Source organism: Oceanicola sp. 502str15 (assembly GCF_024105635.1).
Classification (GTDB): Bacteria; Pseudomonadota; Alphaproteobacteria; order Rhodobacterales; family Rhodobacteraceae; genus Vannielia.
Window position 1 is genome coordinate 1,402,330 of the sequence record NZ_WYDQ01000001.1, and the last position, 21,741, is coordinate 1,424,070.

The window sequence follows — 21,741 nt, forward strand, 5'->3', positions numbered from 1 at the left end:
GGAGGACACCATGGACTTCGCGCTCACCGAAGAACAAACCGCCATCTTCGACATGGCCCACGGCTTCGGCCAGTCCCACATCGCCCCCCACGCCCGCCAGTGGGAGTCCGACGGCACCATCCCCAAAACCCTCTGGCACGAAATCGCCGCCCTCGGCTTCGGCGGCCTCTACGTCCCCGAAGAGCACGGCGGCTCCGGCCTCTCCCGGCTCGATGCCACCCTCGTCTTCGAGGCCCTCTCCATGGCCTGCCCCTCCGTCGCGGCCTTCCTCTCCATCCACAACATGTGCGCCAAGATGCTCTCGGCCTTCGGCTCCGACGAGACCCGCGAGAAATACCTCCCCAAGGCCCTCACGATGGAAACCGTCTTCTCCTACGCCCTCACCGAGCCCGGCTCCGGCTCCGACGCGGCGGCCCTAAAGACCCGCGCCACCAGAACCAACGAAGGCTACCAGCTCACCGGCACCAAGGCCTTCATCTCCGGCGGCGGCTACTCGGATGCCTATGTCGTCATGGCCCGCACCGGCGACGACACGCCAAAGGGCATCTCCGCCCTCGTCCTCGACGCCACCACCCCCGGCCTCTCCTTCGGCGGCCTCGAAGACAAGATGGGCTGGCGCTCCCAACCCACCCGCCAGGTCCAGATGGACGCCTGCCCCGTTCCGTCCGAAAACCTCCTCGGCGAGGAAGGCGCGGGCTTCAAGTACGCCATGATGGGCCTCGATGGCGGCCGCCTCAACATCTCCGCCTGCTCCCTCGGCGCCGCCCAGACGGCCCTCAACGCCACCCTCGCCTACATGGCCGACCGCAAGGCCTTCGGCAAACCCATCGACCAGTTCCAGGCCCTCCAGTTCCGCCTCGCCGACCTCGAGATCGAGCTGCAAGCCGCCCGCGTCTTCCTCCGCCAGGCCGCCTGGAAGCTCGACACCCAGGCCCCCGACGCGACGCAACATTGCGCCATGGCCAAGAAATTCTGCACCGAGGCCGGCTCCCGCATCGTCGACCAGTGCCTCCAGCTCCACGGCGGCTACGGCTACCTCGCCGACTACGGCATCGAGAAACTCGTCCGCGACCTGCGCGTGCACCAGATCCTCGAAGGCACCAACGAAATCATGCGCCTCATCACCGCCCGTGCCATGCTGGCCCCATGACCGATATCCAGATTCGCACCGAAGGCCGCGCAGGCCGCATCACCCTCACCCGCGAGACGGCGCTCAACGCCCTCTCCTACCAGATGTGCACGGCCATCGACGCAGCCCTCAAGAGCTGGGCCACCGACCCCGCGGTGCATCTCGTGCTGATCGACGCCGAGGGCGAAAAGGCCTTCTGCGCCGGGGGTGACATCGTCGAGATGCACGCCACCGGCAGCGCGGGCGATTACAGCTACGGCCGCCGCTTCTGGCGCGACGAATATGTCATGAACGCCCGCCTCGCCACCTATCCCAAGCCGGTCGTCGCCTTCATGCAGGGCTTCACCATGGGCGGCGGCGTCGGGCTCGGCTGCCACGCCTCCACCCGCATCATCGGCGCCAGCACCCAGATCGCCATGCCCGAATGCGGCATCGGCCTCGTGCCCGACGTCGGCGGCAGCCTGATCCTCTCCAAGCTCTCCGCCCTCCACCCCGGCGCCGGGGCCTGGCTCGGCACCACCGGCCACCGCCTGCGCGCCATGCACGGGCTCTTCGGCTTTGCCGACCACCTCGTGCCCGAGGCCCACTGGCCCGCCCTCAAGGCGCAGATCTGCGAAACCGGCAGCCCCCGCGTGCCCCCCGAACTCGAAAGCGCCGACCTCGCCGCGCAGGCCGATTTCTACATCGAGATGCGCGGCATCGCCGCCCATTTCGACAAGCCCCGCGCCGAGATCGCCGCCTCCCTCGCCGCCGATCCCTCCGAGCTTGCCGCCGCCGCCCTCAAGGCGCTCTCCCGTGCCGACCCGCTCGCCACCGCCTGCCATATCGAGATCCTCTCCCGCCTCGGGCCGAATGGCACCATCACCGAGGCGCTCACCCTCGAATACCGCTTCACCCACCGCTGCATGGAGCAGGGCAACTTCCTCGAAGGCATCCGCGCGGCGGTGATCGACAAGGACCGCAGCCCCAAGTGGCCCCACGCCGCGCTGGCCGATGTCACGCAGGCCGAAGTCAACGCCATGCTCGCCCCGCTCGGGGCAGACGAACTCGCATTCCCGGAGGACACCCCATGAAAATCGGCTTCATCGGACTGGGCAACATGGGCGCGCCCATGGCCCGCAACCTCATCGCCGCAGGCCATGACCTGATCGGCTTCGACACCGCCGCCACGCCCGAGGGCATCGCGCTTGCGGCCTCCGCCCCCGAAGCCGCAGACGGGGCCGATGTGGTCATCACCATGCTGCCCAACGGCGCCATCCTCGCCGCCGTCGCTGCCCAGATCCACCCGGCCATGCGCCCCGGCGCGATCCACCTCGACTGCTCCACCGTCGATGTCGCCTCCGCACAGCAGGCCGCCGAGGCCGCCACCGCCGCAGGCCTCTCAGCCCTCGATGCGCCGGTCTCCGGCGGCACCGGCGGCGCCACGGCCGGCACGCTCACCTTCATGGTCGGCGGCCCCCCCGAGGCCTATGACACCGCCCTGCCCCTGTTCGAGATCATGGGCCAGAAATCGGTGCTCTGCGGCGGTGCGGGCATGGGTCAGGCGGCCAAGATCTGCAACAACATGATCCTCGGCGTCACCATGATCGCCACCTGCGAAGCCTTCGCGCTGGCCGACAAGCTCGGCCTCGACCGCCAGTCGATGTTCGACGTGGTCTCCACCTCCTCCGGCTACAGCTGGACGATGAACGCCTACTGCCCCGCCCCCGGCATCGGCCCCAAGAGCCCCGCCGACAACGGCTACGCCCCCGGCTTCGCCTCCGCCCTCATGCTGAAGGATCTGCGCCTCTCCCAGCAGGCCGCCGAAGCCGCCGATGCCGATACCCCCATGGGCCAGGCCGCCATGCAGCTCTACGAAACCTTCGTCGAGACCGAGGGCGCGGGCGACAAGGACTTCTCCGCCATGCTCCCCCGTTTCGAGCAGCGCCACCGCGGCTGACCCCCTGTCACCCCGCGGCCACAGGGCCAGAAACCTTGCACCTCAAGTTGCCGTGATGCAACCGATGGCCCGGCCCCTGTGTTGAGCCGTCGAACCCGCAACGGGCACCGAGTATTGAGAGGTAACGCTATGTCCCGGCTGACAACACTGACTGCGGCCGCCACCATGATCTGCATCGCCGTAGCGCCCCCTGCCTTCGCGCAGGGCAAGGGCCATGGCGGCAAGATCAAGCAAAAGCACCGCGTCGAGCAGACCGTCCGCGGCTGCCCGCCCGGTCTGGCCAAGAAAAGCCCGGCCTGCGTCCCCCCCGGCCAGGCCAAGAAGGGCGACCGTGCACGGGGCGACCACCACATTCGCGTCGGGAGCTACCTCGATGGCGATTACGTCGTGGTCAAACCCTGGCAGTATGGCCTTGAGCCCGCCCCCCGCGGCTCGCGCTACGCGGTCTACGACGGTGTGCTCGTCCGCATCGACAGCGACACCGCCGAGGTGCTCGACCTGATCCGCGCGGTCGGCGCCATCGTCAACTGATCCCCTCCAAGGCAGCCCCGGCGGCACAGATGAAACCGCCGGGGCTCTTGCTGCGTTAACGCAGCATGGAACGCATCAAATCCCTTCTCGTGCTGCTGACGGCCGTGACCTTTGCGGCCTCGCCCTTCTTCGTGACCAGCTTCGCCGGCTACGACCCCTCCCTCTTCCCCATCCCCCAGATCGACCCGCCGGTGCAGCCCGCCGGCTGGGCCTTTTCCATATGGGGCCTGATCTACCTCTGGCTTATCGCCAGCGCCGCCTTCGGCGTGCTTGCCCGCGCCTTGGATGACGGCTGGGATCGCCCCCGCTGGCCGCTCTTCGGCGCGCTGCTGCTGGGCACCTTCTGGCTTGGCACGGCCAACGCCTCCCCGATCTGGGCCACGGTGATGATCTTCGCCATGCTGGTGCTCGCCCTCGGCGCCGTGGCCCGCGCCCCGGCCCGTGACCCCTGGCTGCTTTCCGCCCCCATCGGCCTCTTTGCCGGCTGGCTGACCGCCGCCAGCTTCGCCTCCCTCGGCATCACCGCCGCCGGATACGGGCTACTGATGGGGGCCACCGGCTGGGCCATCGCCTGCGTCACCGGCGCGCTGGTGGTCGGGCTGGGTGTGCTGCTCACCCTGCGCCCGCACCCGACCTACGCGCTCGCCCTCGCATGGGCGCTCGTCGCCATCGCGGTGAAGGATTGGAGCACCCATCCCGAGGTCGCTTTCCTCGCCGGTCTCGGCGCGCTGGCAACGCTTGCGGCCACCCTGCGCAGCTACGTGCTGCGCGCGGTGCCCACGCAGGCGGGCTGACCGGCACCCCAACGTGCATGCACATTAACGCAGCGATTGGCACCTCATGTGCGCCAATCGCGTATGCACGGGCTGTGCACGGGATGTGTACGCAATGTGCCTGTGACTATTCTGCCGCAACCCGTTTGGCCGAGAGCATTTCCTTAAGGTAACGCCCGGTATGGCTGGCCTCCACGTCGGCCACCTCTTCCGGCGTGCCCGTGGCCACCACGGTCCCCCCGCCATCGCCGCCCTCTGGCCCGATGTCGATGATATGGTCGGCCGTCTTGATGACATCGAGGTTGTGCTCGATCACCACCACCGAGTTGCCCTGATCGACCAATTCATGCAGCACTTCCAACAGCTTGCGCACATCTTCAAAGTGCAGCCCGGTGGTCGGCTCATCCAGGATATACAGCGTCCGCCCGGTGCTCCGCTTGGAAAGCTCCTTGCTCAGCTTCACCCGCTGCGCCTCACCGCCCGAAAGCGTCGTCGCCTGCTGGCCCACCTTGATATAGCCAAGCCCAACCCGCACCAGCGCATCCATCTTCTCCCGAATGCTCGGCACCGCCTTGAAGAACTCCTGCGCGTCCTCCACCGTCATATCAAGAACGTCCGCTATGCTCTTGCCCTTGAACCGAATTTCCAAGGTCTCACGGTTGTACCGCGCGCCCTGGCAGGTCTCGCAAGTCACATAAACATCGGGCAGGAAATGCATCTCGATCTTGATGACCCCATCCCCCTGACAAGCCTCGCACCGCCCCCCTTTCACGTTGAAAGAAAAGCGCCCCGGCTTGTAGCCCCGCGCCTTCGCTTCAGGCAGCCCGGCAAACCAGTCGCGGATCGGGGTGAAGGCCCCGGTGTAAGTCGCGGGATTCGAACGCGGAGTCCGTCCGATCGGCCGCTGGTCGATATCAATCACCTTGTCCAGCAGCTCCAGCCCCTTGATCGTCTCGCAAGGCGCAGGCGTCTGGCGCGCCCCGTTCAGCCGCATCGAGGCGGTCTTGAACAGCGTCTCGATGGTCAGAGTCGACTTGCCGCCCCCGGAAACCCCTGAAACACATACGAATTTCGCCAGCGGGAAATCCACGTCGATGCCCTTGAGGTTGTTCCCCGTGGCCTTCTTCACGGTCAGCTTTTTCTTGTTCCCCTTCCTGCGTTCGGTGGGGATAGAGATTTCTCGCTTTCCGCTGAGATACTGCCCGGTGACAGACTTCGGATTGGCCGCAATTTCCGCCGGCGTCCCATGGGCCACCACCTCGCCGCCATGCACCCCGGCACCCGGCCCGATGTCGAAGACATAATCCGCCTCGCGGATCGCTTCCTCGTCATGCTCCACCACGATGACGGTGTTGCCCTGGTCGCGCAGGTTTTTCAGAGTTTCCAGCAGCCGGCCATTGTCGCGCTGGTGCAACCCGATGGAGGGCTCGTCGAGCACATAAAGCACACCAGTCAGCCCCGAGCCGATCTGGCTCGCAAGCCGGATGCGCTGGCTCTCGCCGCCACTTAATGTGCCACTTGAACGTGACAGTGTAAGATATTCCAAACCCACATTATTCAGGAACCCGAGCCGCTCCCGGATTTCTTTCAGAATGGCCTTGGCAATCTCGTTCTTCTGCTTGCTCAGCTTCTTCGGCGCAGCGTCGATCCACTCCAGCGCCTCGCGGATCGAGAGCTGCACCACCTGCCCCACATGGTCGCCCGCGATCTTCACCGCCAGCGCCTCTTCCCTCAGCCGGTAGCCGCCACAGGCCCCGCAGGGTCGATTGTTCTGGAACCGCTCGAACTCCTCGCGGATCCAGTTGCTGTCGGTCTCCCGGTAGCGGCGCTCCATGTTGGGGATAACCCCCTCGAAAGGCCGGGAAATTTCATAAACCCGCCCGCCCTCGTCATAGCGGAACTTGATCTCTTCCTCGCCCGAGCCGTAGAGAAAGACTTGCTGCACATGGGCCGGAAGATCCTTCCAGACCGTGTTCTTGTCGAACTCGTAGTGCTTCGCAATCGCCTGAATTGTTTGCAGAAAATACGGGCTCTTGCCCTTCCGCCACGGGGCAAGCGCGCCATCGTAGATCTTCAGCGCCTGGTCCGGCACCACCAGCCGCTCGTCAAAGAACAGCTCCACCCCCAGCCCGTCACATTCCGGGCAGGCCCCGAAGGGCGCGTTGAACGAAAACAGCCGCGGCTCGATCTCAGGGATAGTGAAGCCACTGACAGGACAGGCAAAATTCTCGGAAAAGGTAAACCGCTCCGGCTCCTCACCCTCCTTCACCGCCGTCTCCAGAATCGCGATCCCGCTCGCCAGGTCCAGCGCCGTGCGGAAGGAATCCGCCAGCCGCGTCTCGATCCCTTCCTTCACCACAATCCGGTCGACCACCACGTCGATGTCGTGGCGGTATTTCTTGTCGAGCTTGGGCGCGTCATCCAGCTCGTGAAACGCCCCGTCGACCTTCACCCGCTGAAAGCCTTGCTTGCGCAACTCGAGGAATTCCTTGCGATATTCCCCCTTCCGGTCGCGCACGATGGGCGCCAGCAGATAGGCCCGCGTGCCCTCCTCCATCGCCATGACACGGTCCACCATATCCTGCACCTGCTGCGCCTCGATCGGCAGGCCGGTGGCCGGGCTGTAGGGCGTTCCGGCACGGGCAAAGAGCAGCCGCAGATAATCGTAGATCTCCGTCACCGTCCCCACGGTCGAGCGCGGGTTTTTCGAGGTGGTCTTTTGCTCGATGGAGATCGCCGGCGACAGCCCGCTGATGTGATCCACATCAGGTTTTTCCATCATATCAAGGAATTGCCGGGCATAGGCGCTCAGGCTCTCGACATAGCGCCGCTGCCCCTCGGCATAGATCGTATCGAAGGCCAGGCTCGATTTGCCCGATCCCGAAAGCCCGGTGATCACCACAAGCTCGTCGCGCGGAATATCCACGTCGATCCCCTTGAGGTTATGCTCGCGCGCACCCCGCACTTCGATATGCTTCAACTCGGCCATGTCACCCCCGGCGGTTCACAAGGCCAAGAGATAGAGCAGTGCCCCGAAACCGCCAACAGAAAAATGAGAACATACCGTAAACATGCTGACAGGCGCTCACTCCTGCCCCATGTAATGCCCCCGCCTGCCGGAAAATCGCCCGGCGATGAAGCGCAGGAAGCCGGCCACAAGCGGGGCATGGCGCAGCTCGGGGTGGGTCAGCGCCCAGATCGGCATATAGGGCGACAGCCCGCTGCCCGGCACCCGCACAAGGCCCGGCCCCTCCATGAAACAGGGCATCCGCGTCAGCCCGATCCCCTGTTTCACAAGGCTGACGGCGGCCATCATGTCATCGCAGAGGGCGGCCAGCGTGGCATTGGGAAAGCGCGCGCGGATGCTGGGAGCCACCGGCGCCTCCCATGCGGTAAAGCCCACCACGGGCAGCGGCCCGGCACCTGCGAGCGCCGCCTGGTAACGGGTTGTGAACCCTTTGCTGGCATAAAGCCCCGCACGCTGGTCGGTGATCTTGCGACCCCAGAGGCTCTCGGCGGGCGCATGGCTCACGCGAATGGCCACATCCGCCTCTCGTCGGTGCAGATCGAGGATGCGGTTGTCGCCCAGAATATGCAGCTCGACCAGCGAGTTGTCGGCCTGCCAGAGCGCGATGTCTTCGGCAAAGGCGGCATCGGCCACCAGCGGCGGAACGGTCACGCGCAGCACGCCGCCCTTCTCGGCCCGCGCCGCCAGTTCGAGATCGAGCGCGATGGCCTCTGTCTCCATCGCCTCGGCCCGCGCCGCCACGGCCTCGCCCTCGCCGGTCGGCCGTACCCCTTCGGGCAGCCGCTCGAAAAACCGCCGCCCGGCCCGCGCCTCAAGCCGCGCCAACTGGCGCGATACCGTGCCGTGGTTCACCCCCAGCACCCGCGCCGCGCCCGAAAGGCTCCCCGCGCGCGCCAGTTCCAGCACAAGGCGCAGATCGTTCCACTCCATCATCGCCCCAGCCTCCTCCGTCTTTCGCCCCGCCTGCCCTTGCATTCTTGCACAGGCCCCTTGCCGATCCGAGCAATTTTGCAAGGGCCGCCGCCCCCGCAAGATGATGCCAGCGAAAGGAGACACCATGACCCATTACGTGACCGTCCAGATCGAGGTGACAGACCCGGACCTGATGCAGCAATACCGCGAACGCGGCTTCGAGCCCGTGGCCAAGCATGGCGGCGAGATGATCGCCGGCGGCCCCGGCTGCGAGGTGTTGGAAGACAACGGCGGCGGCCCGCCCGCCTCTGTGCTGCTCGCCTTCCCCTCGGCCGAGGCTGCCCGCGCATGGGCGGAAGACCCCGAGTTTTCAGAGGTTTACGAGCTGCGGCGGCGGGCCGCCAAGACCACGATCACCCTGCTTCCGCCAAGGGGCTGACGCGGGCGAAGATCACCCAGACCGCCGCCATCCCCGCCAGCGAAAGCGTCACCACCAGCGCCGTCATCCCGCCAAGTCCCGCGCCCAACGCGAGGGTGAAGAGCGGGATGGTGAGCGCGGTGCCGATGTTGCCGAACTGGGCGATGGCACCGTTGGCGCGGGCGGTGTCGGCAGGCGCGGGGTTGAGCAGCGGCGCGGCGGCAAAGGCCGCGCCCGGCACCGCGCCGAAGGCCAGCAGCATCGGCACGGCAATCACCAGCCGCAGCCCCGGCAGCAGGAAGAACAGCACCATCAGCGCCGCGCCGATCGCGAAGGCCACCAGCGCCAGCCTTTCGGGCGGCACCCGCCGCGTAGCCGCCCCGGCCCCGAAGGTGCCCACCAGCGCGACCAGCGGCAGAAGCGGCGCGCTCCAGGCGCCAAGGAATCCGGGCAGGAAGGTGATCAACGACATGAACATCATCGCGTGCCAGAAGAACATCAGCGCCGGGGCGAAGCGGCGGGCGCTGGTGTAGATCGCCACATGCCGCGCCAGCCACCCCTCGGCCACCACCGACCCGCGCCCCACCGCGCGCGGCAGCAGCGGCACAAGCGCCGCCCCGACCACCGCCAGCAACCCCGCGTGTGCCCAGTAAAGCCCTGTTCCAAAAACCATTTCCAAGACCGACATCAGCGCAAAGCCGATCCCGAAGAAGGTGCCCCAAAGCCCCATCACCGCGCCGCGATGGGCCTGCGTGCAGCTTGCGGCCATCAGGGTCGGCGCGGCCACGACGATGGCCAGATGGGCGAAGCCCTCGGCCAGCCGCAGCGCCATGAACAGCCCGAAGGGCGGCAGCAGCGCCTCCGCCACGCCCAGCGCCACGCCGCCCACCACCGCCGCAATCAGCACCCGCCGCGCCCCGAACCGGGCCACCACGATCCCCGCCGTTGCGCCAAAGATCACCCCCGCCACCGAGGTCATCGACACCGCCAGCGGCAGCGCCCCGCCCGCCTCGGGATAGCGCGTGCCCAGCGCCCCCAGCGTCAGCGCGACCTTGGCAAAATGCCCCGCCGCCAGCAGGCCCATCAGGTAGAGCAAGGTCACGAGCAGCCAGTTGGTGCGGGCGGGAGAGTCGGTCATCCACCGCTTGTGGCCCGCCCCCGCTGCAAGGTCAATTTGCCGCAAGCCGCGCCCCGTGCTTAACTTCGGGGCAATTCATTTTGACATAGAGGCCTTTCCCCATGCTTCGCGCGATAACCCTTTGCCTGTGCACCCTTTTTGCAGCCACCGCCACGGCCCAGGAGCGCCCCCGGGCGATTCTGGTGATGGATGGATCGGGCTCGATGTGGGGCCAGATCGACGGCAAGGCCAAGATCACCATCGCGCAGGAAGTGGTCGGCACGGTGCTCGGCACCATCCCCGAAACGCAAGAGCTTGGCCTCACCCTTTACGGCCACCGCCGCAAGGGCGATTGCACCGATATCGAAACCGTCGTGCAGCCCGGCACCGGCACCAAGCCGGCGATCCAGGCGGCCGTCAACGGGGTGAGCCCCAAGGGCAAGACGCCGATGACCGAGGCCGTCCGGCAGGCCGCCGAGGCGCTGAAGTACACCGAGGAGAAGGCCACCGTCATCCTCGTCTCCGACGGCATCGAAACCTGCGACCCCGACCCCTGCGCCGCCGCCGCCGCGCTGGAGCAGGCGGGGGTCGATTTCACCGCCCATGTCGTCGGCTTCGACGTGTCCGAGGCCGAGGCCCTGCGCCAGATGCAATGCATCGCCGATGAAACCGGCGGGCAGTTCATCAAGGCGTCCAACGCCGCCGAGCTGGCCGATGCCATGGTCGCCGTGGTCGAGGTCGAAACCGAGCCCGCCCCCGCGCCAGAGCCCACGCTTCACGAGATCCGCTTCCGCGCCACGGCGGGTGAAGGCGGCATCTTCATCTCCGAAACCCTCGCCTGGGAGATCAGCCAGGATGGCGCGCCCGTCGGCGGCGTCACGCTGGAGGCCGCGCCCACCCTGAGCCTCGCCGATGGCGCCTATCGCGTCACCGCCACCCGCCCCTCCGACGAGGTGAGCCGCGAGGCCGATTTCACCGTCACATCCAACACCCGGGTCGTCACCGTCGTCTTCCCCGCCCCGCCCGTCAGCATCCGGTTTCAAGCCATCGACGGCAAACACGGCCCCCGCATTTCCGAGCCGCTGGTCTGGGATCTCTTCCGCGGTGACGAACAGATCGAGGGGCCGCTGAACGTCGATGGCTTCACCGCCGAGCTCGAGAAGGGCGAATACCGCGTCACCGTGATGCGCCCCGCCGACGAGGCCAGCGCCGAGGCGGTGGTGGGTGTCGGCAAGGTCAACAAGACCGTCACCGTCGAACTCCCCGAGTACAAGCCCGCCGCCACCCTCGACGCCGCCGCGAGCGCCCCCGCGGGCGACACCATCCCGGTGCGCTGGACCGGCCCCGAGGGCGAGAATGACACCATCACCGTCGGCATTCCCGGCAACGGCAATCAGATCAACTATGCCTACATCCGCGACGGCTCCCCGCTCGATCTCGAAATGCCACCCGAGCCGGGCACCTACGAGCTGCGCTACATCCTGCGCGAGGGCAACAAGGTGCTCGCCACCCGGCCCATCGAGATCACCCCGGTCGAGGCCAGCATCACCGCGCCCGAGGCCCTGCCCGCGGGCAGTTCCGTGCAGGTCCGCTGGACCGGGCCGGACTACAAGAACGACCACATCACCATCGCACGTGCAGACCACGGCGGCATGAAGTCCGAGGCCTACAGCTACACCCGCGAAGGCTCCCCGCTCGACCTCCAGCTGCCCGCCGAACCCGGCGCCTACGAGCTGCGCTACATCATAAACCAGGATCGCACGATCCTCGCCGCCGTGCCGGTCGAAGTCACCGCCGTCAGCGCCACCATAACCCCGCCCGCCGAGCTGCCCGCAGGCAGCACCGTGAAGGTCAGCTGGGAAGGCCCGGATGACAGCAACGATTTCATCGCCATCTTCCCCGAGGGCGAAGACAGCTACGCCGAATACACCTACACCCGCGAAGGCTCCCCGCTTGACCTGACGCTGCCTTCGAAACCCGGCAAATACCGCATCGCTTACGTGCAGAACGTCGACCGCAACGAACTCGCCAGCATCGATGTCGAAGTCACCGCCGTCAGCGCCTCCATCACCCCACCCGCCGATCTGCCAGCCGGCAGCACGGTCAAGGTTGGCTGGGAGGGCCCGGATGACAGCAACGATTTCATCGCCATCTTCCCGGAGGGCGAAGACAGCTACGCCGAATACACCTACACCCGCGAAGGCTCCCCCCTCGACCTCACCCTGCCCTCGCAACCCGGCAAATATCGCATCTCCTACGTGCAGAACGTCGACCGCACCGAGCTCGCCAGCGTCGATGTCGAAGTCACCGCCGTCAGCGCCTCCATCACCCCGCCCGCCGAGCTGCCCGCAGGCGGCACCGTCAAGGTCGGCTGGCAAGGCCCGGATGACCACAACGACTTCATCGCCATCTTCCCCGAGGGCGAGGACAGATACACCGAATACACCTACACCCGCGAGGGCTCCCCCCTCGACCTCACCCTGCCCGCAGAGCCCGGCAAATACCGCATCGCCTATGTCCAGAACGTCGGCCGCAACGAGCTTGCCAGCGTCCCGGTCGAGGTCACGGCCACCTCCGCCACCCTCACCGTCCCGCCCGAGGCGCCCATCGGCAGCACGCTCAAGGTCGAGTGGCTCGGCCCAGACAACAACAACGACTACATCGCCATCTTCCCCGCCGGGGAAGACAGGTATTTCGACTACGCCTACACCTCCAACGGAACCCCCGCCGAGATGACCGTGCCGCCGACCCCCGGGGCCTACGTGGTGCGCTACGTCCTCAACGTCGGGCGCAGCGCAATCGCAGAGGTGCCCATCACCGTCACCGCCTCCACCGCCACCCTCACCCCACAGGGCGAGGCCATGGCGGGCGGCGAGCTTCTGGTCGATTGGGAAGGGCCCGACAACCGGCAGGACTACATTGCCATCTTCCCCGCAGAGGGCGGCACCTACAGCGCCTACAGCTACACCCAAAACGGCTCACCGGCGAAGCTGAAGCTCCCCGATGCACCCGGCGACTACGTGCTGAAATACGTGCTGAGGGCCGACAACACCCCGATCGCGGAACTGCCGATCACGCTCAAGTAGCCCCGCGCTGGCCTCCACCGCCACCCGCCCGCAATTTCCGCGCCGCGCGTGGCGGTGCGGGGTGGGCGGCTGGGCGCACCGGCACGCGCGGCGCCACATCCGCCACGCGAAACACCGTTCCGCACCCCCTTCCCCTCGCCGCCCAATCCGTTACCTTGCCCCCAAATCACCGGGAGGGAGCCACCATGTCCGACAAAGCCACTTTCAACTGGGAAGACCCCTTCCGCCTCGACGACCAGCTTGGCGAGGACGAGCGGATGCTGTCGCGCGCCGCCGCCCAATTCGCCCAGAGCGAGCTGGCCCCCCGCATCATCGAGGCCTACCGAGAGGCCACCGTCGCGCCCGAGCTGTTTCCGCTGATGGGCGCCGCCGGCCTGCTCGGCGTGACCATTCCCGAGGAATACGGCGGCCTCGGTGCCTCCTACACCTCCTACGGCCTCATCGCCCGCGAGGTGGAGCGCATAGACTCGGGCTACCGCTCGATGATGTCGGTGCAAAGCTCCCTCGTGATCCACCCGATCAACGCCTACGGCTCCGAGGAGCAGCGCCGCAAGTATCTCCCCGGCCTCTGCTCCGGCGAGCTGATCGGCTGCTTTGGCCTGACCGAGCCCGATGCAGGCTCCGACCCCGGCGGCATGAAGACCCGCGCCACCAAAACCGCCACTGGTTACACCCTCAACGGCTCCAAGATGTGGATCTCCAACTCTCCCATCGCCGATGTCTTCGTGGTCTGGGCCAAGTCCGAAGAGCACGGCGGCAAGATCCGTGGCTTCGTGCTCGAGAAGGGCATGAAGGGCCTCTCCGCCCCCAAGATCGGCGGCAAACTCTCTCTGCGCGCCTCCGTCACTGGCGAAATCGTCATGGACAACGTCGAAGTCTCCGAAGACGCCCTGCTCCCCAACGCCGAGGGCCTCTCCGGCCCCTTCGGCTGCCTCAACCGCGCCCGCTTCGGCATCGCATGGGGCGCCATGGGCGCCGCCGAGTTCTGCTGGCACGCGGCGCGTCAGTATGGGCTGGACCGAAAGCAGTTCGGCAAGCCGCTCGCGGGCACCCAGCTGTTCCAGCTCAAGCTCGCCAACATGCAGACCGAAATCTCCCTTGGCCTGCAAGGCGCCCTGCGCGCCGCCCAGCTGTTCGACGGCGAGGGCTGCCCGCCCGAGCTGATCTCGCTGATGAAGCGCAACAATTGCGGCAAGGCGCTGGAAATCGCCCGCATCGCGCGCGACATGCACGGCGGCAACGGCATTTCCGAGGAGTTCCAGGTCATGCGCCACGCCGCCAACCTCGAGACCGTGAACACCTACGAAGGCACCCACGACATTCACGCATTGATCCTCGGGCGTGCACAAACCGGGCTTCAGGCCTTCTTCTGACGCTCATTTATCAACAGCGCGCGCGAGCGATGGATTCCACTCTGCTAAGGTTTTATGGTTAACTCCGTAAAGCGCACGTGGGGTGCGCCGGGGCTGCCATGACCCAGAATGATGAATCCACACGCCGCGCCCGCTGGCGCGTGACCCTCGACGCACACGGCGCCGAGCAAGGGGCGCATGTGCGTCTGGGCGAAGATCACGGGGCGCTGTTCACCGAAGACGACGAGATCCTGCTCGTCACCTTCGAGATGGCCGACACCATCCGCGACAATGGCCAGGGCGCCCTGCCCTACGGCCTCCAGATCGCCGGGCGCGAAGGCTGTTCGCAGCTCTGCCTCTATTCCGAGACCGACGGCTTCTTTCGCTCGCAGGACGTGTTCGACTATTTCGACGGGCTGGTCGACGACGGCTTTTTCGACGAGTTCGACCGCGTGGTGTTCTACGGCGCCGGCCCCTGCGCCTATGCGGCGGCGGCCTATTCGGTCTGCGCGCCCTTCTCCACCGCCGTTCTGCTGGCCCCGCTGGCCACGCTCGACCCGAAGTTGACGGCCTGGGACAACCGCTACCCCGAGATGCGGCGCACCGATTTCACCTCCCGCTACGGCTATGCCCCCGCCATGCTCGAGGCCGCCGAGGCCGCTTTTGTCATCCACGACCCGGCCAATGCCCGCGTTGCCATGCATGCCTCGCTGTTTCGCGGGGCCAACACGCACCACCTGCAGGCCCGCTACCTCGGCAACGGGCTGGAATCGGAGCTGGAAGACATGGGCGTGCTCGAGCCCATGCTGCGCGCCGCGCTGCGGGGCAAGCTGACACCTGCGGGCTTTGCGCACCTCTACCGCGACCGCCACCGCCACGGGCCATGGCTGCGCCGCTTCATCGGCGGGCTGAACCCCACCGACCGCCCCTGGCTCACCGGCCTTGCGGCCCGCACCGCCCTGTCGCGCTTCGACTGGCCGCGCTTCCGCAAGGCCTTCGAGGCCGCCCGCGAAGCCCTCGCCGAGCAGGGCCGCAGCCTGCCCCCGCCGGGCGACAACAGCGCCGCCACCCGCAAACAAAAAGAGGCCGCCGAGTAATCGGCAGCCTCTTTTGCATCCGTCCCGCTTGGGAACGTGCATCCCCGCACCGGGGCGGGGAACTCACTCAGACGTAGTAGATGTCGCGGAACACGTGGCGCACGATGTCTTCGCGCTTGAGGCCACGAGCGGCAAGCTCTTCGTCGCTCATTGCGCTCAGACGGTTGACCGCCTTCATGCGCGGGTTCGCTTCAGCCATTGCCACCAGACCGGTGAACACTGCGTTGAAGCCGGCACCGACACGAGCCATAAGGCCGGGGCGCTCAAATTGGATGTCAGTCGTTTGCGTAGCCATCTGGAAACCTTCCTGGAACTGCTTTGTCTCTTTGGTTTCCTCCCTTGGCTCTTACATTAAGGCACCAAGCCCCTGATCCACCACAGACAATCCCGCATGTCCGGGTTGCACGTGCTGCAATGCAGAAAATTTGAAGGACCTGCGCTGCGCCTGCAAACGACCGGCCCTTGGGCCGGGTCCGGCCGGGGTTACTCGGTCGCCTTGTAGAGATCGAGGATGCGGTAGATGTCGGGCGCGCCACCCAGGTCGCCCGCGCCCAGAAACAGTGAAATCCCGAACTCTGGCAGGTAATCGAGGTGCTCCACCTCCGCCCGGTCGCCGGCGTAATCATAGGTCATCCTCACCGGAATCGCCTGCACCTCGCAGGCGCCGTAGACCACCCGATGCATCAGCCCGGATTCGATCAGCACCGTCACGGCGGTTTCCTCCCCGCTCGCGCTCACCTCGGTGCCGCTCACTTCCGCCGTGCGCCCCTCGGCGACCGGAAAGATCTCGCCGGGCGAGTCGAACCGACTCTCCACCGTGGTGCCCTCCGCCTTCTCGCCGCTCTCGAGATCGTAGCTCTCCAGCACCAGAAGCCCGCCGGTGGAGCGGACGAAAAAGCCGGTGTCATCCTCAAATCGCGTGGTTTCAGTCACTTCGCCCGGAACCGTGCCGGCCCTGAACACCGTGACCCCGCCCGTGTCATCCCTTGTGGCGATGCCGTCGGCAAGGTCGGAGGGCACAGGGCATTCCGCCGCTGCCGGGGTGGCGAGGCTGGCGATGACAAGGACAGATCTCAGTGAAAACCCCATGGTGGCAGCCCTCTGTGCAGAAGTGTTACAGAAACCCTACTTTGCCCTCCGCAAATGGCCAAGGTGCAAGCCATTGGCAAGGGTTTCATGATATGGTGGTGCATGTCCGACGACGAAGATCCGACCAAGCGCCGCAAAGGCACGCCCTTTCCCGAAGGGCCTTCCGTGGTTTACCTGCGCATGCCCGCCCTTGCCAAGCTGCCGCCCGACTCCTGGTTTGAAGATGCCGAGGGCGATGAGGCCGTGCGCCGCGCCGAGGAGGAGCGCCTCCAGAGGCTCCGCCTCCGCCAATCCCGCGCCTGAGCAACTTACCCTACGTCCCTTCCACAGGTTCCCGGTCGCGCCCACTTGCGCGCGCAACATTCAGTCAATATTGAATGCACTGAATGGAGGCGCAATGTCGAAGGATCCAAAGGACAGATTCGTCGAAGCCCTGGGCATGATCGCCCAGGCCGAAGGCATGCCCCGCATCTCGGGCCGCATCCTCGGCCACCTCGTGCTGGCCGACGAAGCCCTCAGCCTCACCGAGATCGCCGAGGCGCTCGACATCTCCAAGGCCTCCGCCTCCACCAACCTGCGCCTGCTCGAAAGCCGCGGCACCGCCGAGCGCGAGCCGCGCAAGGGCTCGCGCCACGATCACTGGCGCGTCCGCCCCAACCCCCACACCCGCGTGCTGCGCCCGATGTCGCAGCGTTTTCACCGCAATGCCGAACGCATGACAGAAATCGCGAAGGAGTTTCCCGCCGGTCTCGACCGCAACAAGGTGGCCGACTTCGCCGATTTCTACACCCGCTCCGCCGATTTTCTGGCCCAATGGGCCGATGCCATCGAAACGCCCCCAGTCCCGAAAGCCTGACATGTCCGCCAAGCCGAAAGAGCCGCCCAAGCCCGATTGGGCCCTGACCCACCGCGAGAAGAAGGCCGCCAAGGCCCGGGCCGAGGGCGGCAAGCCCCCGCGCCGCAAATGGCCATGGATCGTTCTGCTGCTGGTCGCCGTCGCGATCGGCGGCGGCGTGGCCCGCAACAAGGGCCTCATCGGCGCCGCCGAGCCCGAGGCCACCGCTGACGCCCCGCAGGAGGCCGAGGCCCCCGCCACCGAGGCGCCCGCAGCCGAGGTGACAATGCAGCTCCTCCCCCGCGAGCTCTCCACCGTCACCGCCTCCACCCTGCGCGAAACCCTGCGCCTCACCGGCTCCCTCGCGCCCGACCGCCAGCTCGGCATTCCCTCCGAGGTCTCCGGCCGCGTCGACACCGTCACCAAGAAGGCCGGTGACACCGTGGCCTCCGGCGAGGTGCTGGTGCGCATAGATATCGAGACCCTGCGCAACCAGGTCGGCCAGACCCGCGCCACCGCCGAGGCCACCCGCGCCCAGCTCGAGTTTGCCCGCACCCAGCTCGCCCGCACCACCTCGCTGGTCGACCGTGGCGTCTCCACTGCCTCCAACCGCGACAGCGACGCCGCCAACGTGCGCCAACTCGAGGCCAACCTCGCCGCGCTCGAGCAGCAGGTGGCCAATGCCGAGCAATCGTTGGAAAAGGCCACCATCACCGCGCCCTTCCCAGGCGTGATTGCCGAGCGCAGCGTTGATCCGGGCGCCTATGTCAGCCCCGGCACCGCCCTGCTCACGCTGGTCGACATCTCCAACCTCGTGCTCGAAGGCGCGGTGCCGGTGCTCTACGCCCCGCGCATCGCCACCGGCCAGAGCGTCGAGATCACCGTCGACGGCTTCGGCGACCGCAGCTTCGCGGGCACCGTCGAGCGCGTCGCCCCCGTGGCCGCCTCCGGCACCCGGATCCTGCCGATCTACGCCACCATCGAAAATCCCGAAGGTGTGCTGAAAGGTGGCATGTTCGCCTCCGGGCGGCTGGTGCTCGAAGAGAAGCCCGATGCCATCGGCGTGCCCGTCGAGGCGCTGCGCGAAGATGACGAGGGCACCTTCGTGCTCAAGCGCGACGGCGCGCGCGTGGTGCGCCAGCCCGTCACCGTCGCCCGCCAGTGGGACCGGGGCCGCCTTGCCGAAATCTCCGAAGGTCTGGCCGAGGGCGACAGCATCGTCACCGCGCCGCTGGAGCGGCTGCAACCGGACATGCTGATCAACGTGATCGGAGAATAGGCGCATGTTCCTCACCCGCATCTCCGTCAGCCAGCCGGTCTTCGCCACCATGGTCATGGTGGCCATCTTCGTGATCGGCCTCTTCTCCTACCAGCGCCTGCCGGTCGAGCAGCTCCCCGAGGTCGACTTTCCCATCGTCGCCGTCGTCACCTCCTACCCCGGCGCCACGCCCGAGGCGGTCGAAAGCGATATCATCGAGCCGATCGAGGATGGCGTCTCCACCCTCTCGGGGATCGACACCATCACCTCCACCGCCCAGACCGGCTCGTCGCTGGTGCTGATCCAGTTCGACCTCGAGGTCGACAGCTCGGTCGCCGCGCAGGATGTGCGCGACCGCATCGCCCAGATCTCCGGCACCCTCCCCGACGAAGCCGACGATCCGCAGATCCTGCGCTTCGACCCCTCCGAGCTGCCGATCATTTCTATCGGCCTCTCCTCGGACCGCTACGACGCGGGCACCCTCACCGCGCTGGCCGAGGACGAGCTGGCCACCCGCCTCTCCAACATCTCCGGCGTCGGGCGCGCCTCCGTGGTCGGGGGCCTGCCCCGCGAGGTCCATGTCTCGGTCGACCCCGACAGGCTCGCCGCCCTCGGCATCGGCGCCTCCGAAGTGGCCGGCACGCTGGCCAACGAAAACGCCGACCTCCCCGCCGGCTCGATCACCGAGGAAGCCTCCAAGCAATCGGTCCAGGTCGAGGGCCGGATCAAGGAGCTGGCCGACTTCGACGAGATCATCATTGCCCGGCGCGGCGGCTACCCGGTGCGCCTCGGCGACCTCGCCACCACCGGCACCGATCTGGCCGAGCGCGAAAGCCTCGCCATGCTGAACGGCGAGCAGGCGCTGGCCATCGACATTGTGAAGACCCAGGGCGCCAACACCGTCGAGGTCGCCGAAGCGGTGCGCGAAGAGGTCGCCAAGCTCGGCACCGACCCGGCCTATGACGGCATCTCGCTCGAAATCATCCGCGACAACGCCGTGGCGGTGGAACAGAGCTTCGAGAGCGTGCAGTCCATGCTCGTCGAGGGCGCGCTTCTGGCCACTGCCATCGTGTTCCTCTTCCTCAACTCGTGGCGCTCCACCGTCATCACCGGCCTGACCCTGCCGATCTCGATCATCGGCACCATGGCAGCGATCTTCTTTCTCGGCTTCACACTGAACATGATGACGATGATGGCGCTCTCGCTCGCCGTCGGCATCCTGATCGACGACGCCATCGTGGTGCGCGAAAACATCATGCGACACCTGCACATGGGCAAGAACCACCATCAGGCGGCGCTCGACGGCACCAACGAGATCGGCCTCGCCGTCTTTGCCACCACCCTGTCGATCGTCGCGGTCTTCCTGCCCGTGGCCTTCATGGAGGGCATCCTCGGGCGATTCTTCCTGCAATTCGGGGTGACGGTCTCTGTCGCGGTGCTGATCTCGCTCTTCGTCAGCTTCACCCTCGACCCGATGATGTCCTCGGTCTGGTACGACCCGGCCGCCGACCCCAACGCCAAGCGCGGCCCGCTCGGCCGCGCCGTCGCCCAGTTCGACCGCTTCTTCGAATGGCTCGGGGGGCGCTACAAGGCGCTTCTCAAGCTCTGCCTGCGCTGGCGCAAGAGCACGCTCATCGCCGCCCTGCTCGCATTCATCGGCGGCCTCGCGCTGTTTCCCTTTATCGGGGCCGAGTTCGTGCCGCCCGCCGACAACTCCGAGCTCCAGATCGACCTCGAAATGCCGGTCGGCACCCCGCTCGACCGCACCGCCGAGAAGATCGCGCAGGTCGATGCCATCGCCCGCACCTTCCCCGAGGTGATCGGCACCTATGCCACCGTCAACTCCGGCACCAACTCGGGCGAGAACAACGCCTCCATCATCCTGCGCCTGACCGAGCCCACCGAGCGTGACCGCTCGCCCACCGAACTGGCCGGGCCGATGCGCGCGGCGGTGCAGACCGTGCCGGGCGCGCGGTTCCGGGTCGGGGCCGCCGGCGGCTTCGGCGGCGGCGTGGCCACCCCGGTCGAGATCAAGATCTTCGGGCCCGACCTCGAGGTGCTCACCCGCCTCTCCCGCAGCCTCGCCGCATCCCTCTCGGCCAACGAGGGCTTCGCCGATGTGCGCACCTCCCTCGACGACCCCCAGCCCACCATCGCCATCCGCATCGACCGCGATGCCGCCTCCGATCTCGGCGTCTCGCTGGCGCAGGTCGGACAGGCGCTGAACCCGATGATCGCGGGGCAGACCGTGTCCGACTGGACCTCGCCCCAGGGCGACAGCTACGACGTGCTGCTGCGCCTGCCCGAAGCGGTGCGCAACAACCCCGACCGGCTCGGCTCGCTGCCCGTGGCCAGCACCGCCGACGCCACGGCAGTGATCCGCCTCGATCAGATTGCCCAGGTCGAGCAGAGCTTCGGGCCCGGCGAGATCACCCGCGAAGACCGCGAACGCTCGGTGCAGGTCACATCCGGCCTCGACGGCATCGACATTCGCGCCGCCCAGCCGCTGATCCAGGCCGCCATCGCCTCGGTCGACCTGCCGCCGGGCTATCGCACCGGCTTCGGCGGCGACGCCGAGCAGATCGCCGAATCCGGCGCCTCCGCCGCCGCCGCCCTGCTGCTCGCCGTGGTCTTCATCTACCTCGTGCTCGCCTCGCAGTTCGGCTCCTTCCTGCAACCCCTCGCGATCATGTCCTCGCTGCCGCTGGCGCTGATCGGGGTCATGCTCGGCCTGCTGGTGGGCGGCTCGACCCTCAACATGTTCTCCATCATCGGCTTCATCATGCTGATGGGTCTCGTGGTGAAAAACGCGATCCTTCTGGTCGACAACGCCAACCAGCACCGCCGCGCGGGCGACAACCTTTTCGATGCGCTGGTCGAGGCGGGCACCACCCGCTTTCGTCCCATCGTGATGACGACGCTGGCGATGATCTGCGGGATGCTGCCGCTGGCGCTCAACATCCACGGCGGCTCGGGGCAAAACGCCCCCATGGCCCATGCGGTGATCGGCGGGCTGATCTCGTCCTCGCTGCTGACGCTGGTGGTGGTGCCGGTGCTGCTGACCTACATCGACAGCTTCGCCCGCCTCGTGCGCCCGCTCCTGCCCCGCGCACCCGAAGACGCGGAGCACCCTGCCTGAGGCAAGGTGCTCCACCGATGTCTGCGTGCTGTCTGGTG

General features: G+C 67.1%; 18 protein-coding genes. 13 read left to right on the forward strand and 5 right to left on the reverse strand.

Annotation, left to right across the window (positions count from 1 at the left end; translation table 11 throughout):
• Positions 1–10 precede the first annotated feature (10 nt).
• The 5 genes from GTH22_RS06740 (at position 11) to GTH22_RS06760 (ending at position 4,393) form a co-directional block, all read left to right on the forward strand.
• A complete protein-coding gene (locus GTH22_RS06740) occupies positions 11–1,150 on the forward strand; it encodes an acyl-CoA dehydrogenase family protein (RefSeq protein WP_252944136.1) in 1,140 nt (379 codons plus the stop codon).
• On the forward strand, positions 1,147–2,202 hold the full coding sequence (locus tag GTH22_RS06745; RefSeq protein ID WP_252944139.1) for an enoyl-CoA hydratase/isomerase family protein: 1,056 nt from the start codon (positions 1,147–1,149) through the stop codon (positions 2,200–2,202). The genes GTH22_RS06740 and GTH22_RS06745 overlap by 4 nt, the downstream gene beginning before the upstream one ends.
• On the forward strand, positions 2,199–3,068 hold the full coding sequence (gene mmsB, locus GTH22_RS06750; RefSeq protein WP_252944141.1) for a 3-hydroxyisobutyrate dehydrogenase: 870 nt from the start codon (positions 2,199–2,201) through the stop codon (positions 3,066–3,068). Before GTH22_RS06745 ends, mmsB begins: the two co-directional genes overlap by 4 nt.
• Before the next feature lie 129 nt (positions 3,069–3,197).
• Positions 3,198–3,599 (forward strand): RcnB family protein, encoded by a 402-nt coding sequence (locus tag GTH22_RS06755; RefSeq protein ID WP_252944142.1) that lies wholly within the window; start codon positions 3,198–3,200, stop codon positions 3,597–3,599.
• Positions 3,600–3,664: 65 nt separating this feature from the next.
• Positions 3,665–4,393: a hypothetical protein gene (locus GTH22_RS06760; protein ID WP_252944144.1), complete on the forward strand. Its 729-nt coding sequence runs from the start codon at positions 3,665–3,667 to the stop codon at positions 4,391–4,393.
• Positions 4,394–4,499: 106 nt separating this feature from the next.
• Here the strand turns inward: GTH22_RS06760 and uvrA are convergent, their stop codons facing one another.
• Together uvrA and GTH22_RS06770 are read right to left on the reverse strand one after the other, a co-directional pair.
• Positions 4,500–7,361 carry an excinuclease ABC subunit UvrA gene (gene uvrA / locus GTH22_RS06765; RefSeq protein ID WP_252944145.1) on the reverse strand — a complete coding sequence of 954 codons (2,862 nt, stop codon included), beginning with the start codon at positions 7,359–7,361 and terminating at the stop codon, positions 4,500–4,502.
• Between the two features lie 96 nt (positions 7,362–7,457).
• Positions 7,458–8,333, reverse strand: coding sequence for a LysR family transcriptional regulator (locus GTH22_RS06770; protein ID WP_252944147.1), 876 nt, complete (start codon positions 8,331–8,333; stop codon positions 7,458–7,460).
• Between the two features lie 124 nt (positions 8,334–8,457).
• Here GTH22_RS06770 and GTH22_RS06775 point away from each other — a divergent pair, with 124 nt between their 5' ends.
• Positions 8,458–8,751, forward strand: coding sequence for a DUF1330 domain-containing protein (locus GTH22_RS06775; RefSeq protein ID WP_252944149.1), 294 nt, complete (start codon positions 8,458–8,460; stop codon positions 8,749–8,751).
• On the opposite strand, the gene GTH22_RS06780 is transcribed toward GTH22_RS06775, so the two are convergent.
• Positions 8,726–9,868 (reverse strand): MFS transporter, encoded by a 1,143-nt coding sequence (locus GTH22_RS06780; RefSeq protein ID WP_252944150.1) that lies wholly within the window; start codon positions 9,866–9,868, stop codon positions 8,726–8,728. The genes GTH22_RS06775 and GTH22_RS06780 overlap by 26 nt on opposite strands.
• A gap of 101 nt (positions 9,869–9,969) precedes the next feature.
• Here GTH22_RS06780 and GTH22_RS06785 point away from each other — a divergent pair, with 101 nt between their 5' ends.
• The 3 genes from GTH22_RS06785 (at position 9,970) to GTH22_RS06795 (ending at position 15,382) form a co-directional block, all read left to right on the forward strand.
• Positions 9,970–12,933: a VWA domain-containing protein gene (locus GTH22_RS06785; protein ID WP_252944152.1), complete on the forward strand. Its 2,964-nt coding sequence runs from the start codon at positions 9,970–9,972 to the stop codon at positions 12,931–12,933.
• Positions 12,934–13,118: 185 nt separating this feature from the next.
• A complete protein-coding gene (locus tag GTH22_RS06790) occupies positions 13,119–14,306 on the forward strand; it encodes an acyl-CoA dehydrogenase (protein ID WP_252944154.1) in 1,188 nt (395 codons plus the stop codon).
• Between the two features lie 98 nt (positions 14,307–14,404).
• The gene (locus tag GTH22_RS06795; RefSeq protein WP_252944155.1) at positions 14,405–15,382 is read left to right on the forward strand and encodes a phosphoadenosine phosphosulfate reductase; all 978 of its coding nucleotides are present in this window, start codon (positions 14,405–14,407) and stop codon (positions 15,380–15,382) included.
• 67 nt (positions 15,383–15,449) lie between these two features.
• On the opposite strand, the gene GTH22_RS06800 is transcribed toward GTH22_RS06795, so the two are convergent.
• Together GTH22_RS06800 and GTH22_RS06805 are read right to left on the reverse strand one after the other, a co-directional pair.
• On the reverse strand, positions 15,450–15,677 hold the full coding sequence (locus GTH22_RS06800; protein WP_252944156.1) for a DUF1127 domain-containing protein: 228 nt from the start codon (positions 15,675–15,677) through the stop codon (positions 15,450–15,452).
• 188 nt (positions 15,678–15,865) lie between these two features.
• Positions 15,866–16,471: a hypothetical protein gene (locus GTH22_RS06805; protein WP_252944157.1), complete on the reverse strand. Its 606-nt coding sequence runs from the start codon at positions 16,469–16,471 to the stop codon at positions 15,866–15,868.
• Between the two features lie 102 nt (positions 16,472–16,573).
• Between GTH22_RS06805 and GTH22_RS06810 the strand changes: the two genes are divergently transcribed.
• The 4 genes from GTH22_RS06810 (at position 16,574) to GTH22_RS06825 (ending at position 21,703) form a co-directional block, all read left to right on the forward strand.
• Positions 16,574–16,774 (forward strand): hypothetical protein, encoded by a 201-nt coding sequence (locus GTH22_RS06810; RefSeq protein ID WP_252944158.1) that lies wholly within the window; start codon positions 16,574–16,576, stop codon positions 16,772–16,774.
• Positions 16,775–16,868: 94 nt separating this feature from the next.
• Positions 16,869–17,327 carry a GbsR/MarR family transcriptional regulator gene (locus GTH22_RS06815; RefSeq protein ID WP_252944159.1) on the forward strand — a complete coding sequence of 153 codons (459 nt, stop codon included), beginning with the start codon at positions 16,869–16,871 and terminating at the stop codon, positions 17,325–17,327.
• 1 nt (position 17,328) lies between these two features.
• The gene (locus GTH22_RS06820) at positions 17,329–18,585 is read left to right on the forward strand and encodes an efflux RND transporter periplasmic adaptor subunit (RefSeq protein ID WP_252944161.1); all 1,257 of its coding nucleotides are present in this window, start codon (positions 17,329–17,331) and stop codon (positions 18,583–18,585) included.
• 4 nt (positions 18,586–18,589) lie between these two features.
• Positions 18,590–21,703 (forward strand): efflux RND transporter permease subunit, encoded by a 3,114-nt coding sequence (locus GTH22_RS06825; RefSeq protein WP_252944163.1) that lies wholly within the window; start codon positions 18,590–18,592, stop codon positions 21,701–21,703.
• Positions 21,704–21,741: the final 38 nt, after the last annotated feature.

Bases quoted from the DNA above. Each gene is read 5' to 3' on its own strand.
- GTH22_RS06740 (WP_252944136.1), top strand. From the start codon at position 11: ATGGACTTCGCGCTCACCGAAGAACAAACCGCCATCTTCGACATGGCC.
- GTH22_RS06745 (WP_252944139.1), top strand. From the start codon at position 1,147: ATGACCGATATCCAGATTCGCACCGAAGGCCGCGCAGGCCGCATCACC.
- mmsB (WP_252944141.1), top strand. From the start codon at position 2,199: ATGAAAATCGGCTTCATCGGACTGGGCAACATGGGCGCGCCCATGGCC.
- GTH22_RS06755 (WP_252944142.1), top strand. From the start codon at position 3,198: ATGTCCCGGCTGACAACACTGACTGCGGCCGCCACCATGATCTGCATC.
- GTH22_RS06760 (WP_252944144.1), top strand. From the start codon at position 3,665: ATGGAACGCATCAAATCCCTTCTCGTGCTGCTGACGGCCGTGACCTTT.
- uvrA (WP_252944145.1), bottom strand. From the start codon at position 7,361: ATGGCCGAGTTGAAGCATATCGAAGTGCGGGGTGCGCGCGAGCATAAC.
- GTH22_RS06770 (WP_252944147.1), bottom strand. From the start codon at position 8,333: ATGATGGAGTGGAACGATCTGCGCCTTGTGCTGGAACTGGCGCGCGCG.
- GTH22_RS06775 (WP_252944149.1), top strand. From the start codon at position 8,458: ATGACCCATTACGTGACCGTCCAGATCGAGGTGACAGACCCGGACCTG.
- GTH22_RS06780 (WP_252944150.1), bottom strand. From the start codon at position 9,868: ATGACCGACTCTCCCGCCCGCACCAACTGGCTGCTCGTGACCTTGCTC.
- GTH22_RS06785 (WP_252944152.1), top strand. From the start codon at position 9,970: ATGCTTCGCGCGATAACCCTTTGCCTGTGCACCCTTTTTGCAGCCACC.
- GTH22_RS06790 (WP_252944154.1), top strand. From the start codon at position 13,119: ATGTCCGACAAAGCCACTTTCAACTGGGAAGACCCCTTCCGCCTCGAC.
- GTH22_RS06795 (WP_252944155.1), top strand. From the start codon at position 14,405: ATGACCCAGAATGATGAATCCACACGCCGCGCCCGCTGGCGCGTGACC.
- GTH22_RS06800 (WP_252944156.1), bottom strand. From the start codon at position 15,677: ATGGCTACGCAAACGACTGACATCCAATTTGAGCGCCCCGGCCTTATG.
- GTH22_RS06805 (WP_252944157.1), bottom strand. From the start codon at position 16,471: ATGGGGTTTTCACTGAGATCTGTCCTTGTCATCGCCAGCCTCGCCACC.
- GTH22_RS06810 (WP_252944158.1), top strand. From the start codon at position 16,574: ATGTCCGACGACGAAGATCCGACCAAGCGCCGCAAAGGCACGCCCTTT.
- GTH22_RS06815 (WP_252944159.1), top strand. From the start codon at position 16,869: ATGTCGAAGGATCCAAAGGACAGATTCGTCGAAGCCCTGGGCATGATC.
- GTH22_RS06820 (WP_252944161.1), top strand. From the start codon at position 17,329: ATGTCCGCCAAGCCGAAAGAGCCGCCCAAGCCCGATTGGGCCCTGACC.
- GTH22_RS06825 (WP_252944163.1), top strand. From the start codon at position 18,590: ATGTTCCTCACCCGCATCTCCGTCAGCCAGCCGGTCTTCGCCACCATG.